This window comes from Heliomicrobium sulfidophilum (assembly GCF_057715735.1).
Genome location: NZ_JBVTZZ010000004.1, coordinates 431,675 through 453,976 on the forward strand (window position 1 = coordinate 431,675; position 22,302 = coordinate 453,976).

Here is a 22,302-nt window from a genome sequence, read left to right on the forward strand (position 1 = left end):
GTTCAATGGCTGTTCTTGCGCGCAGCCTCAATGACGGTTTGGGCGAGTCTCGGAGGCACCTCCTGGTAGGAGTGGAATTCGGCCCGGAAGCTGCCGCGGCCATGGGTAATGGCCTGAAGCTGCAAGGGGAACTGGACCAGTTCCTGCTGGGGAACGAGGGCCTGGATAACCTGGCGCTTTCCGACCATCTCGCTGCCGAGAACGCGGCCGCGGCGGCTGTTCAGGTCGCCCAGGATGTCGCCCAGGTAGTATTCGGGCACATTGATCTCCACCTGCATCACCGGTTCGAGCAGGAAGGGTTCGGCCATCTCCATGCCCTTTTTGAAAGCGAGATGGGCCGCCATTTTAAAGGATAGTTCCGACGAGTCGACGGGGTGGTAGGAGCCGTCAACAAGGTTGACCTTGATGTTCGTCACCGGATAGCCGGCCAGCGCACCTTCCAAGAGGCTTTCGCGGACCCCCTTCTCGACGGCGGGGATGAAATTCTTCGGGACGACGCCGCCGAAGATCGACTCGGCGAACTCGAAGTCGCCGTCATGCTTCGGCTCCATGACCAGCCAGACATGGCCATACTGGCCGTGACCGCCTGTCTGTTTCTTATGCTTGCCTTCCGCTTTGGCCGTTTTGCGGACCGACTCCCGGTAGGGGATCTTGGGCCAACTGGTCGTCACGTTGACGCCGTACTTGCGCTGCAACCGTTCGACACAGACCTCCATGTGCAAGGTGCCCATGCCGGTCAGGATCGTCTCTTTCGTCTCCGTATTCCGGTGTATCTTTAAGCAGGGCTCTTCTTCCAGAAGGCGCTGCAGGCTGCCGCCCAGTTTGTCTTCGTCAGCCTTGGTGGCGGGATGGAAGGCCATGGAGAGGCTGGGATGGGGGAACTCGATCGGCCGCAGCGGATCCAGGGTGGCGCCTTTGGCGAAGAGGGTGTCGCCGGTATGGGTATGTTGGAGTTTCACTAGAGCGACAATCTCGCCGGGGCCGGCGGCGTCAGAGAGCTGCTGGTTCTTGCCAAGCATGAACAAGGGGGACGCCGGTTTTTCCTCCTTCTGGCTCGTGCCATTGTAGAGCGGCAAATCGCCGCGCAGCGTGCCCTGGTAGACGCGGATAAAATTGACCTTGCCGAGGTAGGGGTCGATGACGGTCTTGAAGACTTGAGCCTTTAAGGGCGCGCCAGGCAAGGGCGTCTTCCCTTCCTCGTCGAGGGGTGCCGGCAGCAGAGCGACGAGGTCGTCAAGCAAGCGCTTGACGGCGCAGTCAGCGCTGATGGCGCCGCCGAGGACGGGGACGACCTTGCCCTCCTTCACGGCAGCGGCTAGGGCCGGGCGCAGTTCTTCCACAGAGATCTCTTCCCCGTCAAGGTAGCGCATCAGTAGTTCCTCGTCGATCTCCACGATCGCTTCGACGAGTTTGTCGCGCCACCTTTTTATGTTCTCCGCTTCTTCCGTGGACAAAGCTGGCATATCTTTGACCTTAGGATTAGCCGGGATGAAGGAACCATCGAGGATGTCGACCATCCCCTGCCATTGGGGAGCGGCGCCGACAGGCCACTGCAAGGGCAGGACGGAAGGCCCGCCCAGTTCTCGCAACTGCTCTAGGGCTTTGCCGAAGTTCGCGTTTTCCCGGTCCAGTTTATTGATAAAAACAACAGGGATACGCCCTTTGTCTCGGCTCAACTGCCAGGTTGCTTCCGTCTGAACCTGAACGCCGCTGACGCCGCAGACGACCAGCAAGGCCCCTTCGACGACAGAGACGGCGCCGATGACCTCACCGAAAAAATCGCTGTATCCCGGTGTATCGATAATATTCAGTTTTGCGCCTTGCCACTTGATCGGCGCCATAGCCGCCTGGATGCTCACTTTTCGCTTCGTTTCCTCGGGTAGGTAATCGGTCGTTGTGTTGCCGTCTTCGACTCGACCTTTCCGGTTGACGAGCCCCGCATTAAACAGCATCGATTCCACCAAAGAGGTCTTCCCTGCCCCGGTATGGGCGAGAACAGCGATGTTGCGTATGGCTTCTCTCGGTGTCGTCAAACTGGAACCCTCCTTCGCTAGCGATAATTCGAACTATTTTATTAATTAGGCGTTAAGCCATAAAAATCCTTTTCACTTTTGCAGGAACATACAGAATTTTTAGGAGGTGGGCCATGGCCACCGCCTTGACTTACGGCACGCTGGTCCTGATGGCGGCGACGCTGGTCAATCGCTTGCTTTCCTTTTATAACCAGATCGTGCTGATGAAATACATCGGGCCGGAGACGGTGGGGCTCTTCCAGATGATTTATCCGTTGTATATCCTGCTGTTGGTGGCTGCTACCTTCGGCATCCCTGTGGCATTGACGAGGCGGGTCGCTGAGGAGGCTGCTTACAACCGTTGGGGCAATGTGCGCCGTCTGGTCCAGATCTCCCTCCTCCTGCTCTCTGCCGGCGGAACGGTGGTAACCTTAGCGGCGCTCTTCTTTTCGCGGTACCTCTTTCCAGAACTGGTGGCCGATGATCGGGCAGTGACTGCCTTTTGGCCGCTCCTTCCCAGCATCCTGTTGATCGGTATCGCCTCGGTAATCCGTTCCTTCTGCCAGGGGATGCAGGAGATGGCACCCACCTCGATCGCCTCCTTCGCTGAGCAGGTGGTGCGCATCGTCAGCGGTCTCTCCCTGGCGCTGGCGCTGCTGCCCCGAGGCTTCGGCTGGGCCGCCGCCGGGATGGCTTGGGGCATCACCCTGGGGGAACTCTTCGGTCTGATCACCTTGCTTATTCTCGCCGGCCCCTTCTTCTTCAACCGCCTCAAGCTTTTCTGGGTTAACCGCCGCGCACCGGCGACGATCAGCGCAGGTCAGGCTTTGCGCTCCCTCTGGCCGGTGGCCGGCCCGGTGGCCGCCTCCCGGATCGTGGCATGCCTGATCATGGGCCTCGACGCCTACCTGATCCCGCGCGTTCTCCAGGAGGCCGGCCTGTCTTCTTCTGAGGCGACAGCCGCCTTTGGGGGCCTCGTCGGCGGTCTCGTGCCGCTGATCGCCATTCCTGCCGTATTCACAGCGCCCCTGTCGGTCAGCCTCGTTCCCGGCATCGCTGAGAGTTGGGCCCTCCGGCAGGAGCGGACGGTGCGCTACCGGGCCGTCAAAGCGTTGCGCCTAACGGCGGTGATCGGCTGGCCCGCGGCGGTGATCCTCGGCCTGATCGGCGATCGCTATGCTACGCTCTTTTTTGGGTTGACTCACATGGATGAGGCCTTGCAAATCCTGGCCCTGGGCGCGCCCTTCCTCTACCTGCTGAGCACGACCGGCGGGATCTTGCAAGGGCTGGGGCTTGTCGTTTTCCCTCTCGTCGTCATGGTGACCACGTCGCTGCTCCGCGTCGGCCTCTTCCTCTCCCTGGCCACCCTGCCTTCCGTCGGCCTGGACGGCGTCGCGTTCGGCTTTACCCTGTCCAACATCCTGGCGGCCTTGTTGCATCTCTATTGGTTTCACCGACGACTCGATCTGACGGCAGGGGAATTGGCATCCTCCCTACTGCCCTTTCCCGCCGCCTTGCTCATGGGCGCCGCCTTATGGGCGATCCTTCAGGCAAACCCTTTCTCCGGCTTGCCGGAAGCAGTCGCGCTCGCCTTATCGACGGCCGTTTCAGGCATCCTCTACCTGATCACGCTGACTGCTTACGGCGGGTTGACGGTGAAGGATCTGCGGACCTTCCCGGGAGGCGCCTGGCTGCTTGTTTGGATCCGGAAAAAATAAGCAGGCGCCTGCAAAAGTGGAAGGCGCCTGCTTGTCAATCCGTTTTTCAACGGACCGTCCATGATCTGCCCGCTATAGGGGGCAAAACCATGAACGATACTAGGAACATGGAGGAGGTGGTTCCCCTTGGCCCAATTTTTCCCACGGGAAAAAATTTTTCCTGAGTCTGTGCGCGACACCTTTAAGTACGAGATCGCGGAAGAACTGGGGTTGACGCCGAATATTCATAACGGCTACTGGGGCGCCCTGACGGCCAGCGATTGCGGTCGCGTGGGCGGCAGGATCGGGGGCAGCATGGTCAAGGCCATGGTTCGCCGGGCCGAGGCGCTGCTAGGATGGCAACTCGCCGGTGACGTGACAGACAGGCAATTCACCCTTAACGCTACTCACCCGTAGGCGATACACCCTCAGAAATGCCCGGCGATCGCAAAAAGGAAGGCTCAGCCTTCCTTTCCTCGTTCTATTGGTCACTCGCTTTTCTTGAAGGGGGAAGACGCTCGGCTGAGCCAGTCTGAGACCTCCTGGATCAGGGAGTAGTTGGTGAGGTCGAAGTGGATTGGAGTCACCGAGATAGCCCCACCGTTGACGGCCCGAATGTCGGTGCTTTCACCGGCGTCGACGTCATGGACCTCCCCCGCCATCCAGTAGTAGGTGCGACCGCGCGGGTCAGTCCGCTTGTCGAAGATGTTCTGGTAGCGGCGGCTCCCTAGTTTTGTCACCTGAATGCCCTTGATGGCCTCTCGAGGTAGGTCGGGTACATTGACGTTCAGAAAGGTGTCTGGCGTCAGGCCCCGTTCCACTAGCCTCTCGCAGAGCAAACGCGTCGTCTCAGCAGCGACGGTGTAATCGACGGTCTGCCACCCGGTGACCGATACGGCGATGGAGGGGACCCCGTAGATAACTCCTTCCATGGCGGCGGAGACGGTGCCCGAGTAGAGCACATCCGTTCCCAGGTTCGGACCTCGGTTGATGCCGGAGATGACGATATGGGGCGGTTCTTCCAGGAGTTCCTCCATAGCCAGTTTGACACAGTCGGCCGGTGTGCCGTTGACGGCCCAACCGTGACAGTGAGGATTAGTGAAGGTCAGCTTTTCCACGCGCAAGGGTTGATGGACGGTGATGCCATGACCGGTGGCGCTCCGCTCCGTATCGGGAGCGACCACGAAGATATCGGCCCAATCGTCAAAGATGCGCCACAAGGCATGGATGCCAGGCGCATGGATCCCGTCGTCATTGGTCAGTAGAATGCGCAACGTTTTTCCTCCAGTCGGGCGCCTCCTGCGCCGCCTTTTCCAAGACCGATCCACAGTCCGGTCCCTGGCGTCCAGGAATGAAAGGCACGGCACCGGGGACATCGCAGGATGTACCGCGAATCCCGTGCCCATATGATTTCCCATTGGGACGGTTGCAAATCAAGGAAACAATTGATGCAGAGATCCAGGTCGATCATGAGCCTTCCCCCAACGAGTTCCATTGCTGGAAAACTTTACTATATCTTATACCTCGTAGATGGAAATGGTCATGGTCTCCCCGTTTTTTCTCAAACCAAAGAGCAGTCCTTTGTCCTTCAAGGTGTCATTCAGGAAATCGACCACGGCGAACAGGTCCACGTTGGCGGGGATCTCTTTCGTCGCCAGCGGTTCAAAATCGTCGGCAGCGTCGGCAAAGGTCTCCGGGATGCCCACATAGCCCCAGGCTTCGATCGGTTCTCCATCGATGACAAGGGTGATCGATTTTCGAAAATACATGGGCGTCTCGTCGAGGACGCCTTCGTATTCATCGATGCGCAGCAAATCATCGTCGCTGAGCCCGCTCCAGAGGATACCGTCCACCCCGCCATCGTCAACAGGCAGGATGTAGGGGTAGCCATAGGCCGACGGATAGGAGGCGTAGCCGGACAGGACGGCTGGACGGGCGACACCGGCGCTGTGTTCCAGCAAGCCTTCCAGGGTGTCACGATCCATCAGCGTGCCGTATGTAAAGAGTCGATGGGCCATAGCGATTCCTCCTCCTGGCTTTAGATCGTCAAGGGGGGTTCCGGGAACTGCGGATTAGAGAAAAGGCTTCATTGCGTGTCGCCGGGCGGCTGCGGAAAATTCCTCGCACCGCTGAGGTGACTGTGCGCGAACCGGGCTTTTTGACGCCCCGCATGGTCATGCACATATGTTCGGCTTCGATGACGACCAGCACGCCCTGTGGATTCAGTTTTTCCACGATTGCATCAGCCACCTGGGCGGTAAGCCGCTCCTGCAATTGAGGGCGCTTGGCGTAGCCTTCCACCAGGCGGGCCAGTTTGCTGAGACCGGTGATTACGCCGGAGCGGGGAATGTAGGCCACATGGGCGACGCCGTAGAAAGGCAGCAGATGGTGCTCGCAGAGCGAGTACAGGGGGATGTCCTTGACAAGGACCATCTCTTCATGCTCTTCCGTAAAGACCACTTCCAGGTGGCGTTTCGGATCCTCTTCCAATCCGCCGAGGATCTCCTGGTACATGCGGGCGACCCGGCGCGGCGTGTCGACGAGCCCTTCACGCTGGGGATCCTCGCCGATGGCTTCGAGGATCATGTGAACAGCCTTTTCGATCTTCATCAGATCCATGTGTGTATCACCTACATTTTCATAAGATACCTAAAATCGGGTGGACTTGGGGGATGACGCGAACATCTCGGTGGATGGACATAGCCCTGGCTTGCAAATCGAGTAGGTGGCCAGGTACGGTGAGGGGCAATCCTGTCTTTCCTGTCACTGGTTGCAAAATAAGTGGAAAATGGGGGGCTTCCTCAGCGATGATCGTGGCAGCTCGCTGCACCGCATCCACCGCTATCGATGGAGTGACAACGATCTTGACATATCCCGCTTTGCGAGCGGCGATGCGCAGAAAGGGACGGTGCAGGTCCCAGTGATCGTCCAAGGGTGTCTTCAGATCCATGCTGACATAGTCGAGACCATCGATGATCAGGGCCAGTTGTTCCGGCAGCGTTCCGTTCGTTTCCAGGTAGAGGCCAGGTCGGTTAGACCCTAGCAAGGGGATCAACTGCTGGATAAATTCGACATGGAGTAACGGTTCTCCTCCGGTCAGGCTGACCGAATGGACGGGAACGGTGTTGCGAAGGTAATCGGCGACTCGCTCTGCCGTCACCGGATTTTCCCATAAGTCAAAGAGGCCGCTGCCGGGTTCCCTTTCAACGCGACAAGCGGACGGTCGCGGGCCCCGGCTGCCCGGGGTGTCGCAGTAGGAACAGCGCAGGTTGCAGCCAAAAAAACGTAAGAAGATCTGCCGGCAACCGATCCAGGGTCCCTCTCCCTGAGCGGATACCATAATTTCGACGAGATCGGCTGTAGGCAATGACTTATTCAACTCCTCGAACTTTGCAGCGGGCAAGATAGACGTCGGCGACTTCGGCGGCGTATTGGTTCATCAACCGGCGGGCAAATCCCTCGGGGTCTTTCTCCCCGATCTGTTCCAGCGAGGCCGTCGGCACAGGGGTGCCTTCTGTGCGCAGGTTCAAACCGACATGGATCAGGGTGGATACAGGCGAACGGGTAGCGATGGAAACGGACAGTTTCTTTTCCCGCCAGTAGAGGTCATCGCCGCGGCGAATCAAGGCGCCGCCGCAAACCTCTTCCAAATCCTCCTTGATCATCGCCATGAAGAGACGTTGCCGGTAGACGGTCTTCTCAAGGTCCATATCAAAATGTTCAATAATAAAGTGCAGCATCTCTGGGCTGTAGATGCTGTCACCGACCAGAACATCTTCCAGATCGACCATCTTGTCGAGGCCGACTCTACAGGGTCCTCGGAAGGCGACGATGCTGTCTCCCATGATGTGAAAGTGACGGTATGTCCACAGGGAGCGCAGTTGAGTCCCATCGTAGGTTGTCGGTTCCGGATGATAGTATGTCTTCAGCACCGGTCACTACTCCTCTCCTTTTTCCCCCGTTTTTTCATTTTATCACTGAATCGGCGGGGCGAAAACCACCTTTGGGCAGGAGACGGGACGAGCGCCCCGAATTAGTCATCAAAGAGACTTGTGAAGGAGAGCCATCATGAACGCTGACGCTTTTTTTACCCAGACCAAGACGTGCCCCGTCTGCGGCAAGGAATTCGCCGCCACGCGGATCCGCAGTTCCTTCATCCGTGTCAAGGAGCGGTTGCCTGATTTCCGGACGGTCTTCGAAGGGATCAACCCGCTCCACTATCAGGTCTTTGTCTGTCCGTCTTGTCAGTACGCCGCTTTGGAGAACCGTTTCGATCAGGTTTCCTGCGAAAAGTCTCAGTTGCGAAGAGGTCTGCTCGACGCTTTTAGCCAGGAGTCGGACTTCACGGGAATCCGGACGCCGGAAAAAGCTTTGCGCACCTTCGAATTGGCCTTGCGCACCGCCCAGATCAGCGGGGCGCCAGCGAGCCTGCAAGCCCCCTTGACCTTGCGGGCTGCCTGGATCGCCCGGGAGATGGGTCTCATCGAGGTGGACCGCAAGTACACGGAAGCGGCCTTGCGCCTTTATGAAACCGCCTTTGGCGATGACCGCAGCGGCAAGACAAGCACTGTCACCCTTATGTATCTGATCGGGGAGTTATACCGGCAGCAAGGACAATATGCCGACGCCGTTCGCTGGCTGGCCAAGGCGGCCATGCATCCTGATGTGAAAAAAGAGCCAGAAATCGAGCGATTGGCCCGGCAGCAATGGTCTCTGGCCAGGGAACAGAACAAGGCGAGTGAACAGGAAATCGCATCCGGGTCAGTGGAAAACGGCGCAACCAACCTTTCAGAAAGGGCTGGAGCGGCTGAGCCGATTTACCAGCAACCGGTCGAGTCGCCAGTACGAGATGGGGCGTTCCCTACCCGCAAACGACTGGGACCCAAGATCCGCTTCACCGTTACCCTCTATGAGGAAGAGTTGGACTGGTTGAAGCGGGTGAGCGCCGTGCCTTATGGGGAAGGCAAGGTCTTTATGGATAAGGAGACGGTGTTGCGGGCGCTGCTGGGGGCCGCCATGGAAGCCTGGCCGGAGGTGCGTGGCTTTACCGATGAAGAAGGATTGCGTCAGCGCTTTATCGATAAGATACAAGCAAAGAAACCAGGGAGTTAATCCCTGGTTTCTGCCTGTTGGCATTCCTTGCAGACGCCAAAAAATTTTAATTGATGGTCGAGGATGCGAAACTGGTTGCGTCGCTGGATGGCCTGTTCGAGGGAATCGAGCAGGTCATCTTCAAACTCCAACACCTTGCCGCAGCGGGTGCAGATCAGGTGATGGTGGTGGTGGGCTTCCCTGCTGGCCAATTCGTAGCGCAAGCGGCCGTCGCCGAAGTCGATCTTCTGGAGGACGTCGATGTCGGCCAACAATTCCAAGGTCCGGTAGACCGTAGCCAAACCAATCTCCGGGTTCTGTTGCTTGACAATGCCATAAAGATCCTCAGCGCTCAGATGGGCGTCATCGCCATTTAACAGGGCGCGCAAGATGATCTTGCGCTGGGGTGTCAGCTTGTATTCCTTCTGATGGAGCCGTTCGCATAAATCCTGGAAGCGGTCCAATGCCGGGCCCCCTGACTCTTGCATAGTCTCTCTTCATTATAACCGCGCTGGAAAAGTGCTGTCAAACTTAAAACTTCAGCCGGTAGAGCACCGTCAGTTGTAGGTGGGCGCCTGTTTCCGCCTGGTCGATGGAGACCACTTCGCCCAGTTCCCGGCCCATGGTCGAAGCGATTGCCTTCGCTTTGCTATGGGCGTCGTCGAGAGCCGCTTTGACGGCTGTCGTCTGCGCTTTCGCATCACCATCGGGAAGCGGCTCCATTTTGATGATCTGGTTGGCGCCATTGGTCAGTGCTGTATCCAGCACCGATTCCCTTTGATCGGCCGGGACGCCGTTGATCTCAATGGTCGAGGCGGCCACGAAGCCTTGCGGCGACTTAGCGCCGGGGATAGACCATTGGGGCGTAAGTTGCTGGTCGATGCGATTGATGTTGTTAGCCGAAAGGCCGGTGTCGGAGAAGCTTTTCAGCAGTTTGTCGACAGCCCGGCTCATGGCTTGTTCCGCCTCAGCCGATGAGCGTCCTCCCTGTTGGACAGCCAAGGTCAAACGCCACTGTTCTGCCGGCAGATCAGCTGAACCCGTCACCTTGATGTGGACATCGCGGGGATCGACGGCGATGGCGGAGTCGAGAGGTGGCGCCGGAACGCGGTGGGTGGATAGGTAAAAAGCGGTCAGCACGATGATGCTGAAAAAGATAAGGGCGACTTTATTGGCAGTCGATCGGTTCTTCGTGGTGATCAATCCTCCCGTGTCTTGCAATCTCGTCCTAAACGGAAGCCCCGGTGAATAAAGTGGTGGCAAGGAGGTGGACCCGATGGCAGAACAAAATGAACCGGCAACCCTGTCGGCAACACCCGTTTTGGTCGGAACGGGCTACGCCCTGGCGGCGTCGCTAGCCGTCTCCGTGCTGCTTGTCCTCTTTTTCTTCTTTACCAGCTTGTCCGAGCGATACATCATGCCCGTCGTCCATAGCGTCTACGGGCTCTGCGCCCTCGGCGCCGGCTGGGTGTCCGCTCGGAAGGCAGGCGCCAAGGGATTGATTTACGGCTTGCTTGCGGGGTTGAGTTTTTTTGCCTTCACCGTCGCCGTCGGCTATTTCGTGCCTGCTCCGGCTTTTCCGATGACGGCGTGGTGGAAAAAAATGCTCTACGCCCTCGCCGGTGGCTCAATTGGCGGTATCGCCGGGATTGCCTGGAAAGAATGAGCACCCCTTCGTCATCTTATCACAGGGTCGAAAAAAAGCCAACGGGAAGAGGCCTGCCTCTCCCCGCTGCACTTTATCCCCATACCTTCAAGAGCAATGACCGCAAAAAACCGGGCAGCCGGACAAAGTAGATCCGCATGATGGTTTTCACCCCTTTTATCGATGGCCTCTCTCGCTCTTCCCTATTATATTGCCGGTTCCCTCTGCCGGTGACAACGGACCAACCAAAATTGAAACCCGACGATCGCCGCAGCCACCGCAGTGACGGTGAGCGCCGAAAGGGGAAAATCATTGAACCAGGCCACGAAAGGCAAGGTCAGCAGCGCAGCGAGGGCAGCTAGGTTAGGGGAGCGTGTCAGAAACAGCGCTGAAAGGGAAAGGGCGAGCGTTAACTGGCCTAGCGGAGGCGCCACCTGAAGCAGGAAACCGATAAAGGGAAGGCAAATGTTCCCTCCCCGTCCGCCGAGGACCGGTGACCAGCCGTATCCGGCAAACAGAAACAGGGCGGTCATCCACTGCTCGAATTCGTTGGCTTGAAAAAAGACCGTCAGCCAACCGATCAGCCATCCTTTCGCCAGTTCAGCCAGCAAGGCTGCCACCATGCTCTCCGGACCGGCGAGACGGAGCAGCTTGGCAGGTCCGACAGAGCCCGGACCGTAATCGCCGATAGTCAGATGGTCGCTGAACCAGCCGATCCAGTAGGTCAAGGAAAGGGCGCCGAGCAGGTAGGCGCAGATAAAAAGCGTCAAGACCGTAAACATCGCCATTCCTCCCAAAATACGGTAGTAATGTCTATGCTACGGTCTTGACATCTATGCGCTACGTTTGGACTTTACCGTTCCGCGCCGACAGGGACCTGATCGCAATCGTCCATGCCGGTCCGGCAGGCGGCGCAGATAAAGCGCCCGCACTTTTTGCAGACAAACATGTTGATCTGCTTTTTTTCCATACAATCGTAACAGTACATGGTATCGCAGTGTCCGCAGACCGCCCCTTGTGTATCGGTGGCGCCGCAGCGTTCGCAGTAAGGAATTTTCATGCGCCTTCACCTCCCTGTATGAAGCTTGACGAGCGGGGTCATACTAGGAGTGCGGAAGTCCCCTGCCGGCAAGATGGTCCCTTCCCGGCTAGCCTAACCAGCGAAGAGGGCTTCCGCATTCTCTTTGTCTATTCTATGGTCGAAAGAACCCCTGGCGCGGGCCAGGGGTTTTTGCCTTTTTGCCTCAGTTGTCAGAGCTTGGGCACTTTCAGGTTGGACACCATCAACCCGGCCAGGAGCAGCATAGCGACCGGGAAGAAGAGATTGGGAAGGCGGTTTCCGGCGAGAGAGAAGATGGCCATCAAGGGACCAGCAACCGTGATGGGGATGCCAAGGAAATGAGTTGTAATGTTGAGGACGTTGAACCGAGCCAAGCGCACGGCGCCGCAAAGGGCGAAGACGGCAGCGATGGCCAAGCCGAAGTACTGGTACGGTTCTTCCAGATGGGCCGCATAAATGAGGATCGCTGGCGCCACCCCGAAGGAGACCAGATCAGAGAGGGAATCCAGTTCTTTCCCGAAGGCCGAGGACACTTCGAGCTTCCGGGCCACCCGGCCATCCATCCCATCGAGGACAGCGGCGAGAAGAATCATGATGGCGGACATGCTGTAGTTTTGGTCCATGGTATAGACGATGGAGAGTATTCCCAACAACAGGTTGGTGAGTGTGAAGGCATTGGGAATTGCCGCCTTATGATTCATCAACTAAACCTCCATGGCTGGAGCCGCTCGGCAGATCTTAATATCATTAGGTTTATTTTATCATTTTTCCGGCCCCGGAAAAAGATGCAGGCGCTTTTCACGGAATATTTCGCACCAGCAAGTCGCTTGTCCATTCCAGGCATAAAATCGCGCCTTAACGCTCCCCTGCTCTAAGGCCTCCCGGCAGCGTTCAATATCTTCGGGAAAGACGCGGATAGAGAGACCGCATCCCTCAGCCAATTCACGAGGCGTGGGGACGACGAGACAACAGATCGTCGCTGTTTTCAGCCGGTCCTCGGCAGCCATGGCCTCTTGGGGTGAGAGAAAGGTGATCAGGGGATGGTATTTTTGGCGCCAGAGGGTTTTGGCATCATCTTTCAGCGGGCATCGCTCCTCCACCCCAGCCAGTAACGGCTTGGCTGGACAAAATCGATGATCGCTTGGGTAGCCTCAAGCAAGGTGGCCGCCTGGAGGATGCCGGGGACAGCATGGAGAACAGGCTCATTGTCGACAAAGGAATCTTGGGCCTTGAACAGGATGGGCAGTTCGACCTGGCGGAACATGGGGATGTCGCCGGCCGAGTCGCCGATGGCCGCGGTGCTTTCCATGCTTACCCGGTGTTTTTTGCAGAACCGGCGGACCCAAGCCCCCTTGTCGCGATGGACGTCATCGGCCGACACATGGACGAAGACGCGCCCCGTCAGCTTGCCGTCGATGACCTCCAACTCATTGGCCATGCCGGCAAAGGCGCTGAAGCCTTGGGCGAGATGGTCTATGAGCGCTGTCAATCCTGTCGACAGGAGAATGATTCGGCAACCGTTTCTTTGTAATTGTTCAATCGCTTCCGCTGCATCGGGACGGAGGGGGATTTCCGTTATCCACTGCTCGATCCTTTCAAACGGGGTTCCGGCAAATAGGGCGGCGTCACGGTTGGCAAATTCTCGGTAGTCGATCTCGCCGTTCAAGTAGGACTCTTGAATCGGAACTCCTGCTGAATCCCATAAACCGAGTCGCCGGTAGATGACCTCCCACACATTGGGTCCTGCCGTAAGCGTGCCGTCCACATCGAAAAAAACGAGCATCCGCTTCTCCTCCCCTGTCACATGAAGACTGTTCAGACGCTATTGGGAACCAGCGGTGATCGGTTTATTCCGCCCAACTAGCCAGGTAGTTAGCCTGTTTGTCCGTTAATTCATCCATGGTAACGCCGAGCGCCTTCAGGCGGTATTCGGCCACCTTGCGGTCGATCGAATCGGGTACAGAGAAGACGCCCGGTTCCATCTTGTCACGGTTGGCGACGAGGTAATCGAGCGACAGCGCCTGTAAGGCGAAGGTCAAGTCCATCACCTCAGCGGGGTGTCCGTCGCCGCAGGCCAGGTTGACGAGGCGGCCTTCCCCGAGCAGGTAGACTTTGCGGCCGTCGGCGAAGGCGTATTCCTCAATGTTCTTGCGGGCGGTGCGGACGCTGACGGCCAGGGCCTTCAGGTCCTCCTTGTTCACTTCCACGTCGAAGTGGCCGGCGTTGCTGAGGATGGCTTTGTCCTTGATCACCTCGAGGTGTTCCCGGCGGATGATATCGCGGTTGCCGGTGACGGTGACGAAGATGTCGCCCAGTTTAGCAGCCTCGACCATGGGCATGACCTCGAAGCCGTCCATCAGCGCTTCGTTGGCTTTGATCGGATCGATCTCGGTGACGACGACGCGGGCGTTAAGCCCCTTGGCCCGGGCGGCAACGCCTTTGCCGCACCAGCCGTAGCCGGCGACGACGACCACTTTGCCGCAGACGGTCAGGTTGGTCGTGCGCAGGATGCCGTCCCAGACAGACTGTCCGGTGCCGTAGCGGTTGTCGAAGAGGTATTTCATCTGGGCATCGTTGACGGCCATCATGGGGAAAGTGAGCTTACCTTCCTTCGCCAGCGCTTTCAATCGGAGGATACCTGTTGTCGTCTCCTCGGCGCCGCCGATGATCCCTTTGGCCTGCTCCAGGCGTTCTGCATGGAGGGTGGCCACCAGGTCGCCGCCGTCGTCAATGAGGATGTCCGGTTGGAAATCAAGGGCTTTGTTCAGGTGCATTTTGTATTCTTCATCGGTGGCGCCGTGCCAGGCATAGGCGGTCACGCCATTTTTCACCAGAGCGGCCACGACGTCGTCTTGGGTAGAGAGCGGGTTGGAACCGCAGACGGCCACCTCGGCGCCGGCGGCTTTTACGGTCAAGGCCAGGTAAGCTGTTTTGGCTTCCAGGTGGAGGCAGATGATGGCCCGTTTGCCGGCCAGGGGCTTGCGCTGCTCAAAGTCTCGCTTGACCTGGTTCAGGATGGGCATGTGCTGGTCCACCCAGTCAATTTTCAATTGACCCTGGGGGGCAAGGTTGATGTCGCGAATCATTGAATCCACAAATAAAGCCTCCTCAAGAACAGTATGTTACTCAACCCCGCTGGTAGAGGGTGGTTGAACATCGGTGGGCACGGGGGGCGCGCCGGGGACGATGCGGTTGGGCGCCGCCGGATTGAGGGCTTCCGGCAAGCGAGCCGGCGTGGGAGACGTAGCGGAAGTGTTCGGCTGCTGCGGCGTCTTGGGGGTATCCGGGGCGGATGGCGATTTGCCCGTAGGCGCGCCGGGGTTTACGGGGGAGCCGTTAGCCCTTTGTCCCTGGCTACCGGTAGCCCCAGGAAGCGAGGCAGGTTTTCCCGTCTGTTCCGCGTCCGTTTTTTCGCCCTTCTGAGCATCGGTCACAGGGGGTTGTGACTTTTCTTCCTCTGACTTCTCTTCCTTAGTCTCTGCTTTCGGTTTCTCTTTTGGCTTTTCGAGGACAACGATGTTTTCATCGATGACCTTAGTGTTTATGACGCCTCGCATAAAGTCAAGAGCCGCCTGGCGGGACTTGGTCAGATCTACTTGCCAGTAGCTCACGCCGTTGAGGGTGACGAAATTTCCTGGCAAGGTGTGGGCGACGATATTGCCCGCATTCCAGTCCTTGGCTTTCATAGCCAAGGAGACAAGGTCGCCGGCCCCGAGATTGGTATCCACATATTTGACTAGTTGAGGGGCAAGGGCCGGCAGTTTCCACACCGTATTGACCTGTAACAGTTGTTTGGCGAGGGCTTGAAGGAATTTTTGCTGCCGTTGGGTGCGGCTGATGTCGCCCAGTTCATCGGACCGAAACCGGACATACTGGAGCGCCTCTTTGCCGCTTAACCTTTGGAGACCCTTTTTTAAATTAATTAAATCTTCCGGATCTCCTTCATTGTGGTACATGTTTTTTTCGACATCGATTTCCACGCCGTCAAGCGTATCGATGATCTCGCGAAAGCCGTTGAAATCGGTTTTCACATAATAGTCGATGGGGATCCCCAGCAATTCCTCCACCGTTTTCCTGGCGAGCGGGACACCGCCGTACATGTGGGCGCTGTTGATCTTGTCCATACCGTGACCGCTGATCTTGACTCGGGTGTCGCGGGGGATGGAGAGGAGGTAGAGTTTTTTGTCCTGGCGATCGACGCTGGCGACGATGATCGTGTCCGTTCGTCCATCTGTTTCACCAGGGCGGTTGTCCACCGCCAGCAGGAGCACGTTCATCCGTCGCTTGATTTCCGACTCTGTCAAAGGACCGTCAGGGTTTAAAGGATCGCGCAGGGAATAATCGGGGCTAAAGATCCCGTATGTAACCCCTGCGGTCACCCCCAGGAGCAACATCAAACCAAAAAAGATCATCAGTCTGGGACTGATATGCCATCTTTTCATCAAATCACCTGCCTTGAATCCTTCTTCGACGCAGAGTCCGTTTGGTGTTGTGGCGATGAAAAAGTTGTCGCCCATCATTCTACCACGAAAATGGTTCCGTTAATAAAGATTTTCAAACGAAAAGGGCGGAGCGGTGTGTCGAGACCAGCGAGTCCGACAAGGAAGTGAAAGTGAAAAGAAACAAGGAGGCTCGCGCCTCCCGTTCTACAGCGTTATTTCTTTTCAATCACGGCGCCGCAGACGAGGCACCGTTCCAGATCGTCGCCTTCCACGTTGTCACAGTCCTTGCAATGAGGAGACTTTTCGACGATACCGCCTTCAACATAGTTCTTGCGGAAGCGTTCCAACTCCTCCTCCTTGTCGCGGCGGCATTCCTGGCATTTGTCACAAAGGGACATGCGTTCCCCTCCCTTCTCTTTCCATTATAACGCCTCGAGGGTATCCAAGCAAACGACGCCATGACCGAGGCAGCGGTTTCCCCAATAGAGGTGAAAGGCATCCCCCGATATGACCGGTCCCACGCCAGCCGGTGTGCCTGTGAAGATGATGTCTCCGGGACCGATGCCGAAGCATTCGGCACAAAAATCGAGGATTTCCTGCACGTTGAAAAGCATATCCCGCACGTTCCCCCGTTGTGTTTCCACACCGTTGCGAAGAAGAATAAAGTCCTCGGCGGCGATGGATGCTGCGCCAGGGAAAGGGATGAAGGGCGTCAGGGCCGCCGAGTTGGGAAACCCCTTTGCCTCCAGCCAAGGGTGGCCTTTGCGCTTCAATTTTTCCTGCAGATCGCGCAGGGTAAAATCGATGCCTAAAGCCATGGCGCCGATCAAGCTATCGGCCGTGCTCCCCTTTCGGTAGGGTTGGTCGACCCGGATGACCAGTTCGGCCTCAAAGTGGACAGCCCCTTTGGTTCCTGGCAGATGAAGGGTGTTGCCGTCCAGCAAGGCCAGCGCATGGGTCGGTTTCGAGAAGATCAGCGGTCGCTCGGGAATCGCATTGCCTAGTTCAGCGGCATGAAGTGGAAAATTCCTTCCCACACAGTAGATATTCCGGATGTCTTGCACGATCAACGCCTCTTTTCATCAAGAAAATCATAACAAAAACATCTTTTTTCCGTAAGCTCTTCTTGCCCAAAAAAAGAGGAAAAAATAGAAAAAGTGCGAATTATGTACCGCAAGCTGTTCCTATCTGATCAATAAAGAGGCTTCAGGAGGGAATCTGTTGCGAAAAAGACTGCTACTCTTGACTACATTAGCGTTATTGACCTTCGGCACGGGCATGGCTGAGGCAGGTGACCTTCGGATCCGCTTTAAAGATCCGGAGATACCGGGAGCATGGAAACCGGTCGACGTCCAGCTTTCGGGAACAATGACCAGTGAAAATCTGCCCATATCAGTGCCAAGAGTGACCCGAGGCGAGAACCAAGGGTTGAGTTCCATTTTTCTTGTTGCTGATAATGAAGGTCCACGAGCGGTGCGCGAAGGCAGCCAGATCACGGTAACCTTGCCGCTGGGTGTAGAGTACATGCAGGTCCCTACAGCGGAAACACTGGACAAGTATGTCAATTGTCCGTCGATGATCAACTGGTTTGCCAACTCCATCGCCAACGAGGGCACCCAGTCGGCCCTTCGCTTTGTGTCGGCGACGCCTCGTTCCTTGACCGTGGAGATCAATAACATGCGGCAAGAGGGGGTTCCCTTTGTGGAATTCACCTTTTATGCAAAGGATTACAGCATGGTGCGCATCTCCGAGTTGGCGATGGCCTTGCCTTCGGAAACGGGCGAGGCTGATGAAGGGATGACCCGGCAGGAGTTCTTTACTTATTTTATCGATGTTTTCCCCTCCCTCAAGGGGATCGAGGAGAGTGTTACGGGTGAAGAAGCCGATTTATTGCATCCCTTCGGCGATGCGGAGGGGTTGAAGCCGGAACTGCAAGGCCGCGTTGCCGGGCTCGTGAAGGCAAACTTGGTGATCGGTCGCCCTGGTCAGCGATTGGCGCCCCATGCGCCGATCACCCGGGCGGAGGCGGTCACCCTGGCGTCACGGGCGCAACAGTGGGAAGCGCTCTCCTCTCCCGCTTTCGCCGATCTGGAGACATCATGGGCCTTGGGACCCGTCAGCGCTGCAGCGTCCAAGGGTTTGGCCAAAGGTTATCCCGATGGCCATTTCCGTCCCGAGACATCCCTTAGCCGGGAAGAAGCGTTTATCTTGCTCGAACGCATCTATAACAGCAATGTATCCCGAAGGAAATAATCTTTTTCTCCAAAGTGGAACAACTCCAGGCAAACTGGCCGATCAACGATGACCAGAGCTCCCGGTTTTTACCGGGGGCTTTTTTCGGTGCGCCCGGTTTCTCTTCCCTTCCCAGGGGGAACTGGGCTGATTCCTGCTTGCCGGGAAAAAGAAAGCCCTTGAAGGAGTAAACAAAGGGAGATGGATAAATCTGGAGATGATTTTTTGACCGGCTCCCCATGACAAAGGGAGCAAATGTTCGTATAATAGAACTGATGTTCTGAGAATATACGTTCTAACAAAGGAGGGATCGCCTTGGATGAACGCACCCGCGCCTTTTTCACCCATAACCGGCTCTGGCAAGGATCCCGCATGATCCTGCCGGAACACCGGGCCGGCGCTGTGGAGAAAGTCCAGGAAGCGGCCCGTTCCGTGCCATTCCCCTGCCCCACCCAGGAATACCTAGAGGAGATCCAGGCGCTGGTCCTGGCGGCCCGCGATGCAGGCCGGCCGATCACCCTGCTCGTCCACCGCCAGGGCCGGCTGGAGAAATTGACTGGCATCCCATTGAGCGTAGGGCAGCCGCCGGGAGCGCTGCGTTGGCGCCGGGCGGAAACGGTTGAAAGGTTGCCTATCGACGCCATCGTGGGGGCGGAAGAGCCATGACGGTGGCGCCGACGGTCCTCCTGGCTGACATGAATTCCTTTTACGCCAGCGTTGAGGTGGCCCACAACCCGACCTTGCGGGGAAAGCCGGTGCTCGTCTGCGGCGATCCGGAACGGCGGCACGGCATCATCCTGGCTGCCTCCCGGGAGGCCAAAAGCCGTGGGGTCAAGACAGCCATGACCGTCGGCGAGGCCCGGGCCATCTGCCCTGACGCTGTCTGTGTGCGCCCGCGCATGAGCCTTTACCTAGAGGTGTCTTGGCAGATCCAGCAGATCGCCCGCACCCTCTCGCCGCTGGTGGAGCCCTACAGCGTTGACGAGTTGTTCATCGATGTGCAGGGCGCTGAACACATCTGGGGCGACGCCGTCCAGGCCGCCCAGATTTTTCGGCAAAAAGTTTGGGCGGCGGTGAAGGTCCCCTGTTCCGTCGGCATCGGTCCCAACAAGTTTCTGGCCAAGATGGCCTGTGATATAGAAGCAAAAAAAAGCCCCTCCGGCGTGGCGCTCTGGGGGTCCGGTGATGTGGAGGAAAAGCTCCATCCCCTGCCAACGGGTAAGATGTTCATGGTGGGATCGCGGATGGAGCGGCATTTTCGCAACATGGGCTTGCTTACCATCGGCGAACTCGCCCGCTACCCCGTCCACTACTTGACGCGGCGCTTTGGCCTGCGCGGCGCTGTCTACCACAATCTGGCCTGGGGACGGGACCCATCGCCGGTCTGCGCCAATTCGCTGGAGCAGGCCAAGAGCGTCGGCCACTCTATCACCCTGCCCCGTGACTATCACCGTAGCGATGACATCGAACTGGTGTTGCTGGAGTTGACCGACGAAGTCTGCCGGCGGGCTCGCAAGTTGGGCAAGGCTGGCCGGACTGTTTCTGTGGGCCTGCGCGCCTATGACCTGACACGGGGTTTTTACCGCCAGACCTCCCTGGCCTGCCCCTCCAACCTGTCAGGGCCCGTTTTCGAAAAGGCGCAGTTACTCTTTCGCCGGCACTGGGATGGCCGTCCGGTCCGCACGGTCACGGTGGACCTCAGCGGCCTCGAAGAAGACGGCGCCCTCCAGCAGGAACTGTTTCGCGACATGGACCGGCAAGACCGGGTGAGCCGGACGATGGACCGCATCCGCGACGCCCTGGGAACAACGGCCATCGTCCGCGCCTCCTCCCTCCTACCGACCGGACAGGCGCAAGACCGCGCTGCAAAGATCGGCGGCCATTACCGGTAGGCGCTACCCTGCTGTTTCGGTGACTTCAGGGAAGTCATCGCCACCGGATAGTTTGGTTAGATCTCGCCAGCCGTCGTTGCGCAGGCGGAACTGGAGGGAACTGTCGTAGGTGTTGACTTCCGGCAAACCGACGAGAGCCAAGGGCCCCTTGGGGTTGACCTCACGGAAGGCTTCAGCCTGGTTGAAGCCGATGACCGTCACCCCTTGGCCGTTGAGGCGGAGGTGGTTGCACTCCCGGCCCAGGAAACGGACCTGCTCGGGCCGAAAAGGCGCCAGGAGAAAGGTGGGCCGGGGGAAACCGGCGCCATAAGGAGCGAATCCCTCGATCTGCGCCACCAGCGCTTCGTCCAATTCGTTCGGGTTCAGGGTATAATCGATCTCCACCATGGGGACGAAGAGATCCGCCGGCGCTTGGCGGACTGCGGCGTCGAGGCGCTGGCGCAGGGCGGCCAGGTTTTCCCTCGCCAGGGAGCAGCCAGCGGCCATCTCGTGACCGCCACCCTTGAGCAGCAGGTCGGCGCAACCATCGATAAGGTGGGCTTTCACTGAAAAACCCTTGACGCTGCGGACCGACCCCTTGAGGATCCCCGTCTCGTGGCTGTCGGTCAGCGCCAGCACAGGCCGGTGAAAAGCCTCCTTCAGTCGGGAGGCGATCAGACCCACGATCCCCTCGTGGAAGGACGGATCATAAACGACGATAAAGCCCGCCTGCCCTTGCGCCTGTTCGAAGGCTGTCTCCGTCTGTTGGCGGGTCAACTGTTGCCGCTCCTCGTTGACCAGCCGCAGTTGGGTCGCTAATGCGCCGGCGCGGCGGCGGTCGGTCGTCAGCAACAGTTCCACCGCTGCCGCTGGTACGCCGTCGATACGACCGGTGGCGTTGAGCATGGGACCGAAGATGAAGCCGAGGTGGTAGTGAGCGTTCACCTCGCCCTTGAGGTCGGCGGCGGCCTTGATCGCCTGAAGGCCGATCCGTGTCCGCTCGCCCCAGTTGATTAGCTTTAACCCGTTTTTGATGAAGATGCGGTTTTCACCGGTCACAGGCATTACGTCCGCCACTGTGCCGAGGGCGACAAGGTCGAGGGAGCGCAGAATCTCGCGCGGGTTTCCTGCCGCCTGGAACAGGATCTGCATCACCTTGAAAGCCACGCCGACGCCGGCCAACTGTTTGTCGGGATAAGGGCATCCGGGCTGCTTCGGATTGACGATGGCGTCAGCTGACGGCAGTTCCACCCCAGGTTCATGGTGATCGGTGACGACGACCTGCATCCCCAACTCGTGGGCGCGCCGTACGGCGTCGACGGCGCTGATCCCGTTGTCGACGGAGATGATCAAACGCGGCGTCCCGCGCCGGGCGATCTCTTCGACACCGAGCGGGTGCATGCCGAACCCTTCGACGAAGCGGCTGTTGATGTACCAGTCCACGATGGCGCCCAGTTTGGTTAGGTTCTCCACCAGGAGCGCTGTCCCGGTGACACCGTCACAATCGTAGTCGCCGTAAACGGTGATGGGGAGACGCCGGTCGATGGCGTCTTTGATGATGGCCGCAGCGGCAGCGGCGCCTTTGAGTTGCTGCGGATCGTGCATGTCTTCGATGGCGGAACGGATAAAGCGTTCCGCGTCAGCAGGGCTGATCCCCCGCCGGGCGAGCAGGGCCGCCTGAAAGGGAGTCAGTCCGGGATAAGAGGGTATCTGTTGCTTTGATGGCAGGATCCACCGCATGGGGTCGCCTCCGGTCTGCTTCTTCTGTGCGATTATCGACGGTTATTGATAGGAACGCTGAGTTCATCAGAGCTTTTGTGAAGGCTATCTTCACCGGCGGCGATCGAAAAAAGGGTGCCACCTTGCCCCGCTCCCGGTTTTCTGCCAGCCGTTCGGGAGCGAGGACGCCTCAGACGGTCATATGGACGTTCGTCTGGCCCAAGGCCAGGATAGCGTCATCGGGAAAGGGATGGTCACAGGGCACAAAAAAACTGGCCCGGCACTAACCGACGCATCTGGGTCACCTGGGGGAGATTGCCAACGATGCCGCTCAGGACTACCTAGACCCGGCTTTCGCTCGCTCGCGCCTGGCAGCAGTGGCAAACACGCCAGTAGCCGTCGGCGCCATCGGTGAAGGAAGGAAAGAGGATAATCGTGGCGCTCTCGTCGGCCACATTCCCAATCGAGCATACGAAAAAAGCGGGAAAGCAGGCAAAGGAAAGGCCCGGCGCACCTTCGCCAGGCCTTAGAAC

Annotated in this window: 25 protein-coding genes; 7 read left to right on the forward strand and 18 right to left on the reverse strand. The window is 58.2% G+C overall.

Features of this window, described 5'->3' with window-relative positions; all coding sequences use genetic code 11:
- Window positions 1-2 precede the first annotated feature (2 nt).
- A complete protein-coding gene (gene fusA, locus AC0CW1_RS03685; RefSeq protein WP_488181725.1) occupies window positions 3-2,033 on the reverse strand; it encodes an elongation factor G in 2,031 nt (676 codons plus the stop codon).
- Between the two features lie 113 nt (window positions 2,034-2,146).
- Between fusA and AC0CW1_RS03690 the strand changes: the two genes are divergently transcribed.
- Both AC0CW1_RS03690 and AC0CW1_RS03695 read left to right on the forward strand, forming a co-directional pair.
- A complete protein-coding gene (locus AC0CW1_RS03690; RefSeq protein ID WP_488181726.1) occupies window positions 2,147-3,730 on the forward strand; it encodes a putative polysaccharide biosynthesis protein in 1,584 nt (527 codons plus the stop codon).
- Between the two features lie 126 nt (window positions 3,731-3,856).
- Window positions 3,857-4,126 (forward strand): alpha/beta-type small acid-soluble spore protein, encoded by a 270-nt coding sequence (locus AC0CW1_RS03695; protein WP_488181727.1) that lies wholly within the window; start codon window positions 3,857-3,859, stop codon window positions 4,124-4,126.
- A gap of 71 nt (window positions 4,127-4,197) precedes the next feature.
- Here AC0CW1_RS03695 and surE read toward each other — a convergent pair whose 3' ends face one another.
- The 5 genes from surE to AC0CW1_RS03720 all read right to left on the reverse strand — a co-directional run bounded on the left by surE (window position 4,198) and on the right by AC0CW1_RS03720 (window position 7,641).
- A complete protein-coding gene (gene surE / locus AC0CW1_RS03700) occupies window positions 4,198-4,983 on the reverse strand; it encodes a 5'/3'-nucleotidase SurE (protein ID WP_488181728.1) in 786 nt (261 codons plus the stop codon).
- Window positions 4,984-5,226: 243 nt separating this feature from the next.
- Window positions 5,227-5,727, reverse strand: a complete 501-nt coding sequence (locus tag AC0CW1_RS03705; protein ID WP_488181729.1) for a DUF4264 family protein — start codon at window positions 5,725-5,727, stop codon at window positions 5,227-5,229.
- Between the two features lie 28 nt (window positions 5,728-5,755).
- Window positions 5,756-6,328 (reverse strand): GTP cyclohydrolase I FolE, encoded by a 573-nt coding sequence (gene folE / locus AC0CW1_RS03710; protein WP_488181730.1) that lies wholly within the window; start codon window positions 6,326-6,328, stop codon window positions 5,756-5,758.
- 19 nt (window positions 6,329-6,347) lie between these two features.
- Window positions 6,348-7,076, reverse strand: coding sequence for a 7-carboxy-7-deazaguanine synthase QueE (locus AC0CW1_RS03715; RefSeq protein WP_488181731.1), 729 nt, complete (start codon window positions 7,074-7,076; stop codon window positions 6,348-6,350).
- A 4-nt stretch (window positions 7,077-7,080) separates the two neighbouring features.
- Complete coding sequence (locus AC0CW1_RS03720; protein ID WP_488181732.1) at window positions 7,081-7,641, reverse strand: DUF366 family protein; 561 nt, start codon at window positions 7,639-7,641, stop codon at window positions 7,081-7,083.
- Between the two features lie 136 nt (window positions 7,642-7,777).
- On the opposite strand from AC0CW1_RS03720, the gene AC0CW1_RS03725 reads away from it, so the two are divergent.
- Window positions 7,778-8,821: a DUF2225 domain-containing protein gene (locus tag AC0CW1_RS03725; RefSeq protein ID WP_488181733.1), complete on the forward strand. Its 1,044-nt coding sequence runs from the start codon at window positions 7,778-7,780 to the stop codon at window positions 8,819-8,821.
- On the opposite strand, the gene AC0CW1_RS03730 is transcribed toward AC0CW1_RS03725, so the two are convergent.
- On the reverse strand, window positions 8,818-9,264 hold the full coding sequence (locus AC0CW1_RS03730) for a Fur family transcriptional regulator (protein WP_488181734.1): 447 nt from the start codon (window positions 9,262-9,264) through the stop codon (window positions 8,818-8,820). The two genes, AC0CW1_RS03725 and AC0CW1_RS03730, sit on opposite strands and share 4 nt — an antisense overlap.
- Window positions 9,265-9,331: 67 nt before the next feature.
- Window positions 9,332-10,003, reverse strand: a complete 672-nt coding sequence (locus AC0CW1_RS03735) for an SIMPL domain-containing protein (RefSeq protein ID WP_488181735.1) — start codon at window positions 10,001-10,003, stop codon at window positions 9,332-9,334.
- Between the two features lie 73 nt (window positions 10,004-10,076).
- Between AC0CW1_RS03735 and AC0CW1_RS03740 the strand changes: the two genes are divergently transcribed.
- A complete protein-coding gene (locus AC0CW1_RS03740) occupies window positions 10,077-10,466 on the forward strand; it encodes a TIGR04086 family membrane protein (protein ID WP_488181736.1) in 390 nt (129 codons plus the stop codon).
- Between the two features lie 185 nt (window positions 10,467-10,651).
- Here the strand turns inward: AC0CW1_RS03740 and AC0CW1_RS03745 are convergent, their stop codons facing one another.
- The 9 genes from AC0CW1_RS03745 to AC0CW1_RS03785 form a co-directional block, all read right to left on the reverse strand.
- The gene (locus AC0CW1_RS03745) at window positions 10,652-11,227 is read right to left on the reverse strand and encodes a glycerol-3-phosphate acyltransferase (protein WP_488181737.1); all 576 of its coding nucleotides are present in this window, start codon (window positions 11,225-11,227) and stop codon (window positions 10,652-10,654) included.
- A 71-nt stretch (window positions 11,228-11,298) separates the two neighbouring features.
- Entirely contained in the window at window positions 11,299-11,505 is a 207-nt protein-coding gene (locus AC0CW1_RS03750) for a hypothetical protein (protein WP_488181738.1), read from the reverse strand.
- A gap of 191 nt (window positions 11,506-11,696) precedes the next feature.
- Complete coding sequence (gene pssA, locus AC0CW1_RS03755; RefSeq protein WP_488181739.1) at window positions 11,697-12,206, reverse strand: CDP-diacylglycerol--serine O-phosphatidyltransferase; 510 nt, start codon at window positions 12,204-12,206, stop codon at window positions 11,697-11,699.
- Window positions 12,207-12,266: 60 nt separating this feature from the next.
- Window positions 12,267-12,605 carry a putative Se/S carrier protein gene (locus AC0CW1_RS03760; RefSeq protein ID WP_488181740.1) on the reverse strand — a complete coding sequence of 113 codons (339 nt, stop codon included), beginning with the start codon at window positions 12,603-12,605 and terminating at the stop codon, window positions 12,267-12,269.
- Entirely contained in the window at window positions 12,584-13,288 is a 705-nt protein-coding gene (locus AC0CW1_RS03765) for an HAD family hydrolase (RefSeq protein WP_488181741.1), read from the reverse strand. The genes AC0CW1_RS03760 and AC0CW1_RS03765 overlap by 22 nt, the downstream gene beginning before the upstream one ends.
- A gap of 64 nt (window positions 13,289-13,352) precedes the next feature.
- Window positions 13,353-14,591, reverse strand: coding sequence for an adenosylhomocysteinase (locus AC0CW1_RS03770; RefSeq protein ID WP_488182108.1), 1,239 nt, complete (start codon window positions 14,589-14,591; stop codon window positions 13,353-13,355).
- A 36-nt stretch (window positions 14,592-14,627) separates the two neighbouring features.
- Complete coding sequence (locus tag AC0CW1_RS03775; RefSeq protein ID WP_488181742.1) at window positions 14,628-15,947, reverse strand: LCP family protein; 1,320 nt, start codon at window positions 15,945-15,947, stop codon at window positions 14,628-14,630.
- A 212-nt stretch (window positions 15,948-16,159) separates the two neighbouring features.
- A complete protein-coding gene (locus AC0CW1_RS03780) occupies window positions 16,160-16,345 on the reverse strand; it encodes a hypothetical protein (protein WP_488181743.1) in 186 nt (61 codons plus the stop codon).
- Between the two features lie 24 nt (window positions 16,346-16,369).
- Entirely contained in the window at window positions 16,370-17,011 is a 642-nt protein-coding gene (locus tag AC0CW1_RS03785; RefSeq protein WP_488181744.1) for a fumarylacetoacetate hydrolase family protein, read from the reverse strand.
- A gap of 157 nt (window positions 17,012-17,168) precedes the next feature.
- Here AC0CW1_RS03785 and AC0CW1_RS03790 point away from each other — a divergent pair, with 157 nt between their 5' ends.
- From AC0CW1_RS03790 to AC0CW1_RS03800, 3 genes are all read left to right on the forward strand, one after another.
- Window positions 17,169-18,200, forward strand: a complete 1,032-nt coding sequence (locus AC0CW1_RS03790) for an S-layer homology domain-containing protein (protein ID WP_488181745.1) — start codon at window positions 17,169-17,171, stop codon at window positions 18,198-18,200.
- Window positions 18,201-18,494: 294 nt separating this feature from the next.
- Window positions 18,495-18,845: a YolD-like family protein gene (locus AC0CW1_RS03795; RefSeq protein WP_488181746.1), complete on the forward strand. Its 351-nt coding sequence runs from the start codon at window positions 18,495-18,497 to the stop codon at window positions 18,843-18,845.
- The gene (locus AC0CW1_RS03800) at window positions 18,842-20,071 is read left to right on the forward strand and encodes a DNA polymerase IV (RefSeq protein WP_488181747.1); all 1,230 of its coding nucleotides are present in this window, start codon (window positions 18,842-18,844) and stop codon (window positions 20,069-20,071) included. Before AC0CW1_RS03795 ends, AC0CW1_RS03800 begins: the two co-directional genes overlap by 4 nt.
- A gap of 3 nt (window positions 20,072-20,074) precedes the next feature.
- Here the strand turns inward: AC0CW1_RS03800 and recJ are convergent, their stop codons facing one another.
- A complete protein-coding gene (gene recJ, locus AC0CW1_RS03805) occupies window positions 20,075-21,790 on the reverse strand; it encodes a single-stranded-DNA-specific exonuclease RecJ (RefSeq protein ID WP_488181748.1) in 1,716 nt (571 codons plus the stop codon).
- Window positions 21,791-22,302: the final 512 nt, after the last annotated feature.

What these genes read in the sequence shown, in the direction of transcription:
- recJ (WP_488181748.1), bottom strand. Translation starts at nt 21,790, where the DNA reads ATGCGGTGGATCCTGCCATCAAAGCAACAGATACCCTCTTATCCCGGA.
- AC0CW1_RS03725 (WP_488181733.1), top strand. Translation starts at nt 7,778, where the DNA reads ATGAACGCTGACGCTTTTTTTACCCAGACCAAGACGTGCCCCGTCTGC.
- AC0CW1_RS03765 (WP_488181741.1), bottom strand. Translation starts at nt 13,288, where the DNA reads ATGCTCGTTTTTTTCGATGTGGACGGCACGCTTACGGCAGGACCCAAT.
- AC0CW1_RS03745 (WP_488181737.1), bottom strand. Translation starts at nt 11,227, where the DNA reads ATGTTTACGGTCTTGACGCTTTTTATCTGCGCCTACCTGCTCGGCGCC.
- AC0CW1_RS03690 (WP_488181726.1), top strand. Translation starts at nt 2,147, where the DNA reads ATGGCCACCGCCTTGACTTACGGCACGCTGGTCCTGATGGCGGCGACG.
- AC0CW1_RS03770 (WP_488182108.1), bottom strand. Translation starts at nt 14,591, where the DNA reads ATGATTCGCGACATCAACCTTGCCCCCCAGGGTCAATTGAAAATTGAC.
- AC0CW1_RS03705 (WP_488181729.1), bottom strand. Translation starts at nt 5,727, where the DNA reads ATGGCCCATCGACTCTTTACATACGGCACGCTGATGGATCGTGACACC.
- pssA (WP_488181739.1), bottom strand. Translation starts at nt 12,206, where the DNA reads ATGAATCATAAGGCGGCAATTCCCAATGCCTTCACACTCACCAACCTG.
- folE (WP_488181730.1), bottom strand. Translation starts at nt 6,328, where the DNA reads ATGGATCTGATGAAGATCGAAAAGGCTGTTCACATGATCCTCGAAGCC.
- AC0CW1_RS03775 (WP_488181742.1), bottom strand. Translation starts at nt 15,947, where the DNA reads ATGAAAAGATGGCATATCAGTCCCAGACTGATGATCTTTTTTGGTTTG.
- AC0CW1_RS03750 (WP_488181738.1), bottom strand. Translation starts at nt 11,505, where the DNA reads ATGAAAATTCCTTACTGCGAACGCTGCGGCGCCACCGATACACAAGGG.
- AC0CW1_RS03800 (WP_488181747.1), top strand. Translation starts at nt 18,842, where the DNA reads ATGACGGTGGCGCCGACGGTCCTCCTGGCTGACATGAATTCCTTTTAC.
- AC0CW1_RS03780 (WP_488181743.1), bottom strand. Translation starts at nt 16,345, where the DNA reads ATGTCCCTTTGTGACAAATGCCAGGAATGCCGCCGCGACAAGGAGGAG.
- AC0CW1_RS03740 (WP_488181736.1), top strand. Translation starts at nt 10,077, where the DNA reads ATGGCAGAACAAAATGAACCGGCAACCCTGTCGGCAACACCCGTTTTG.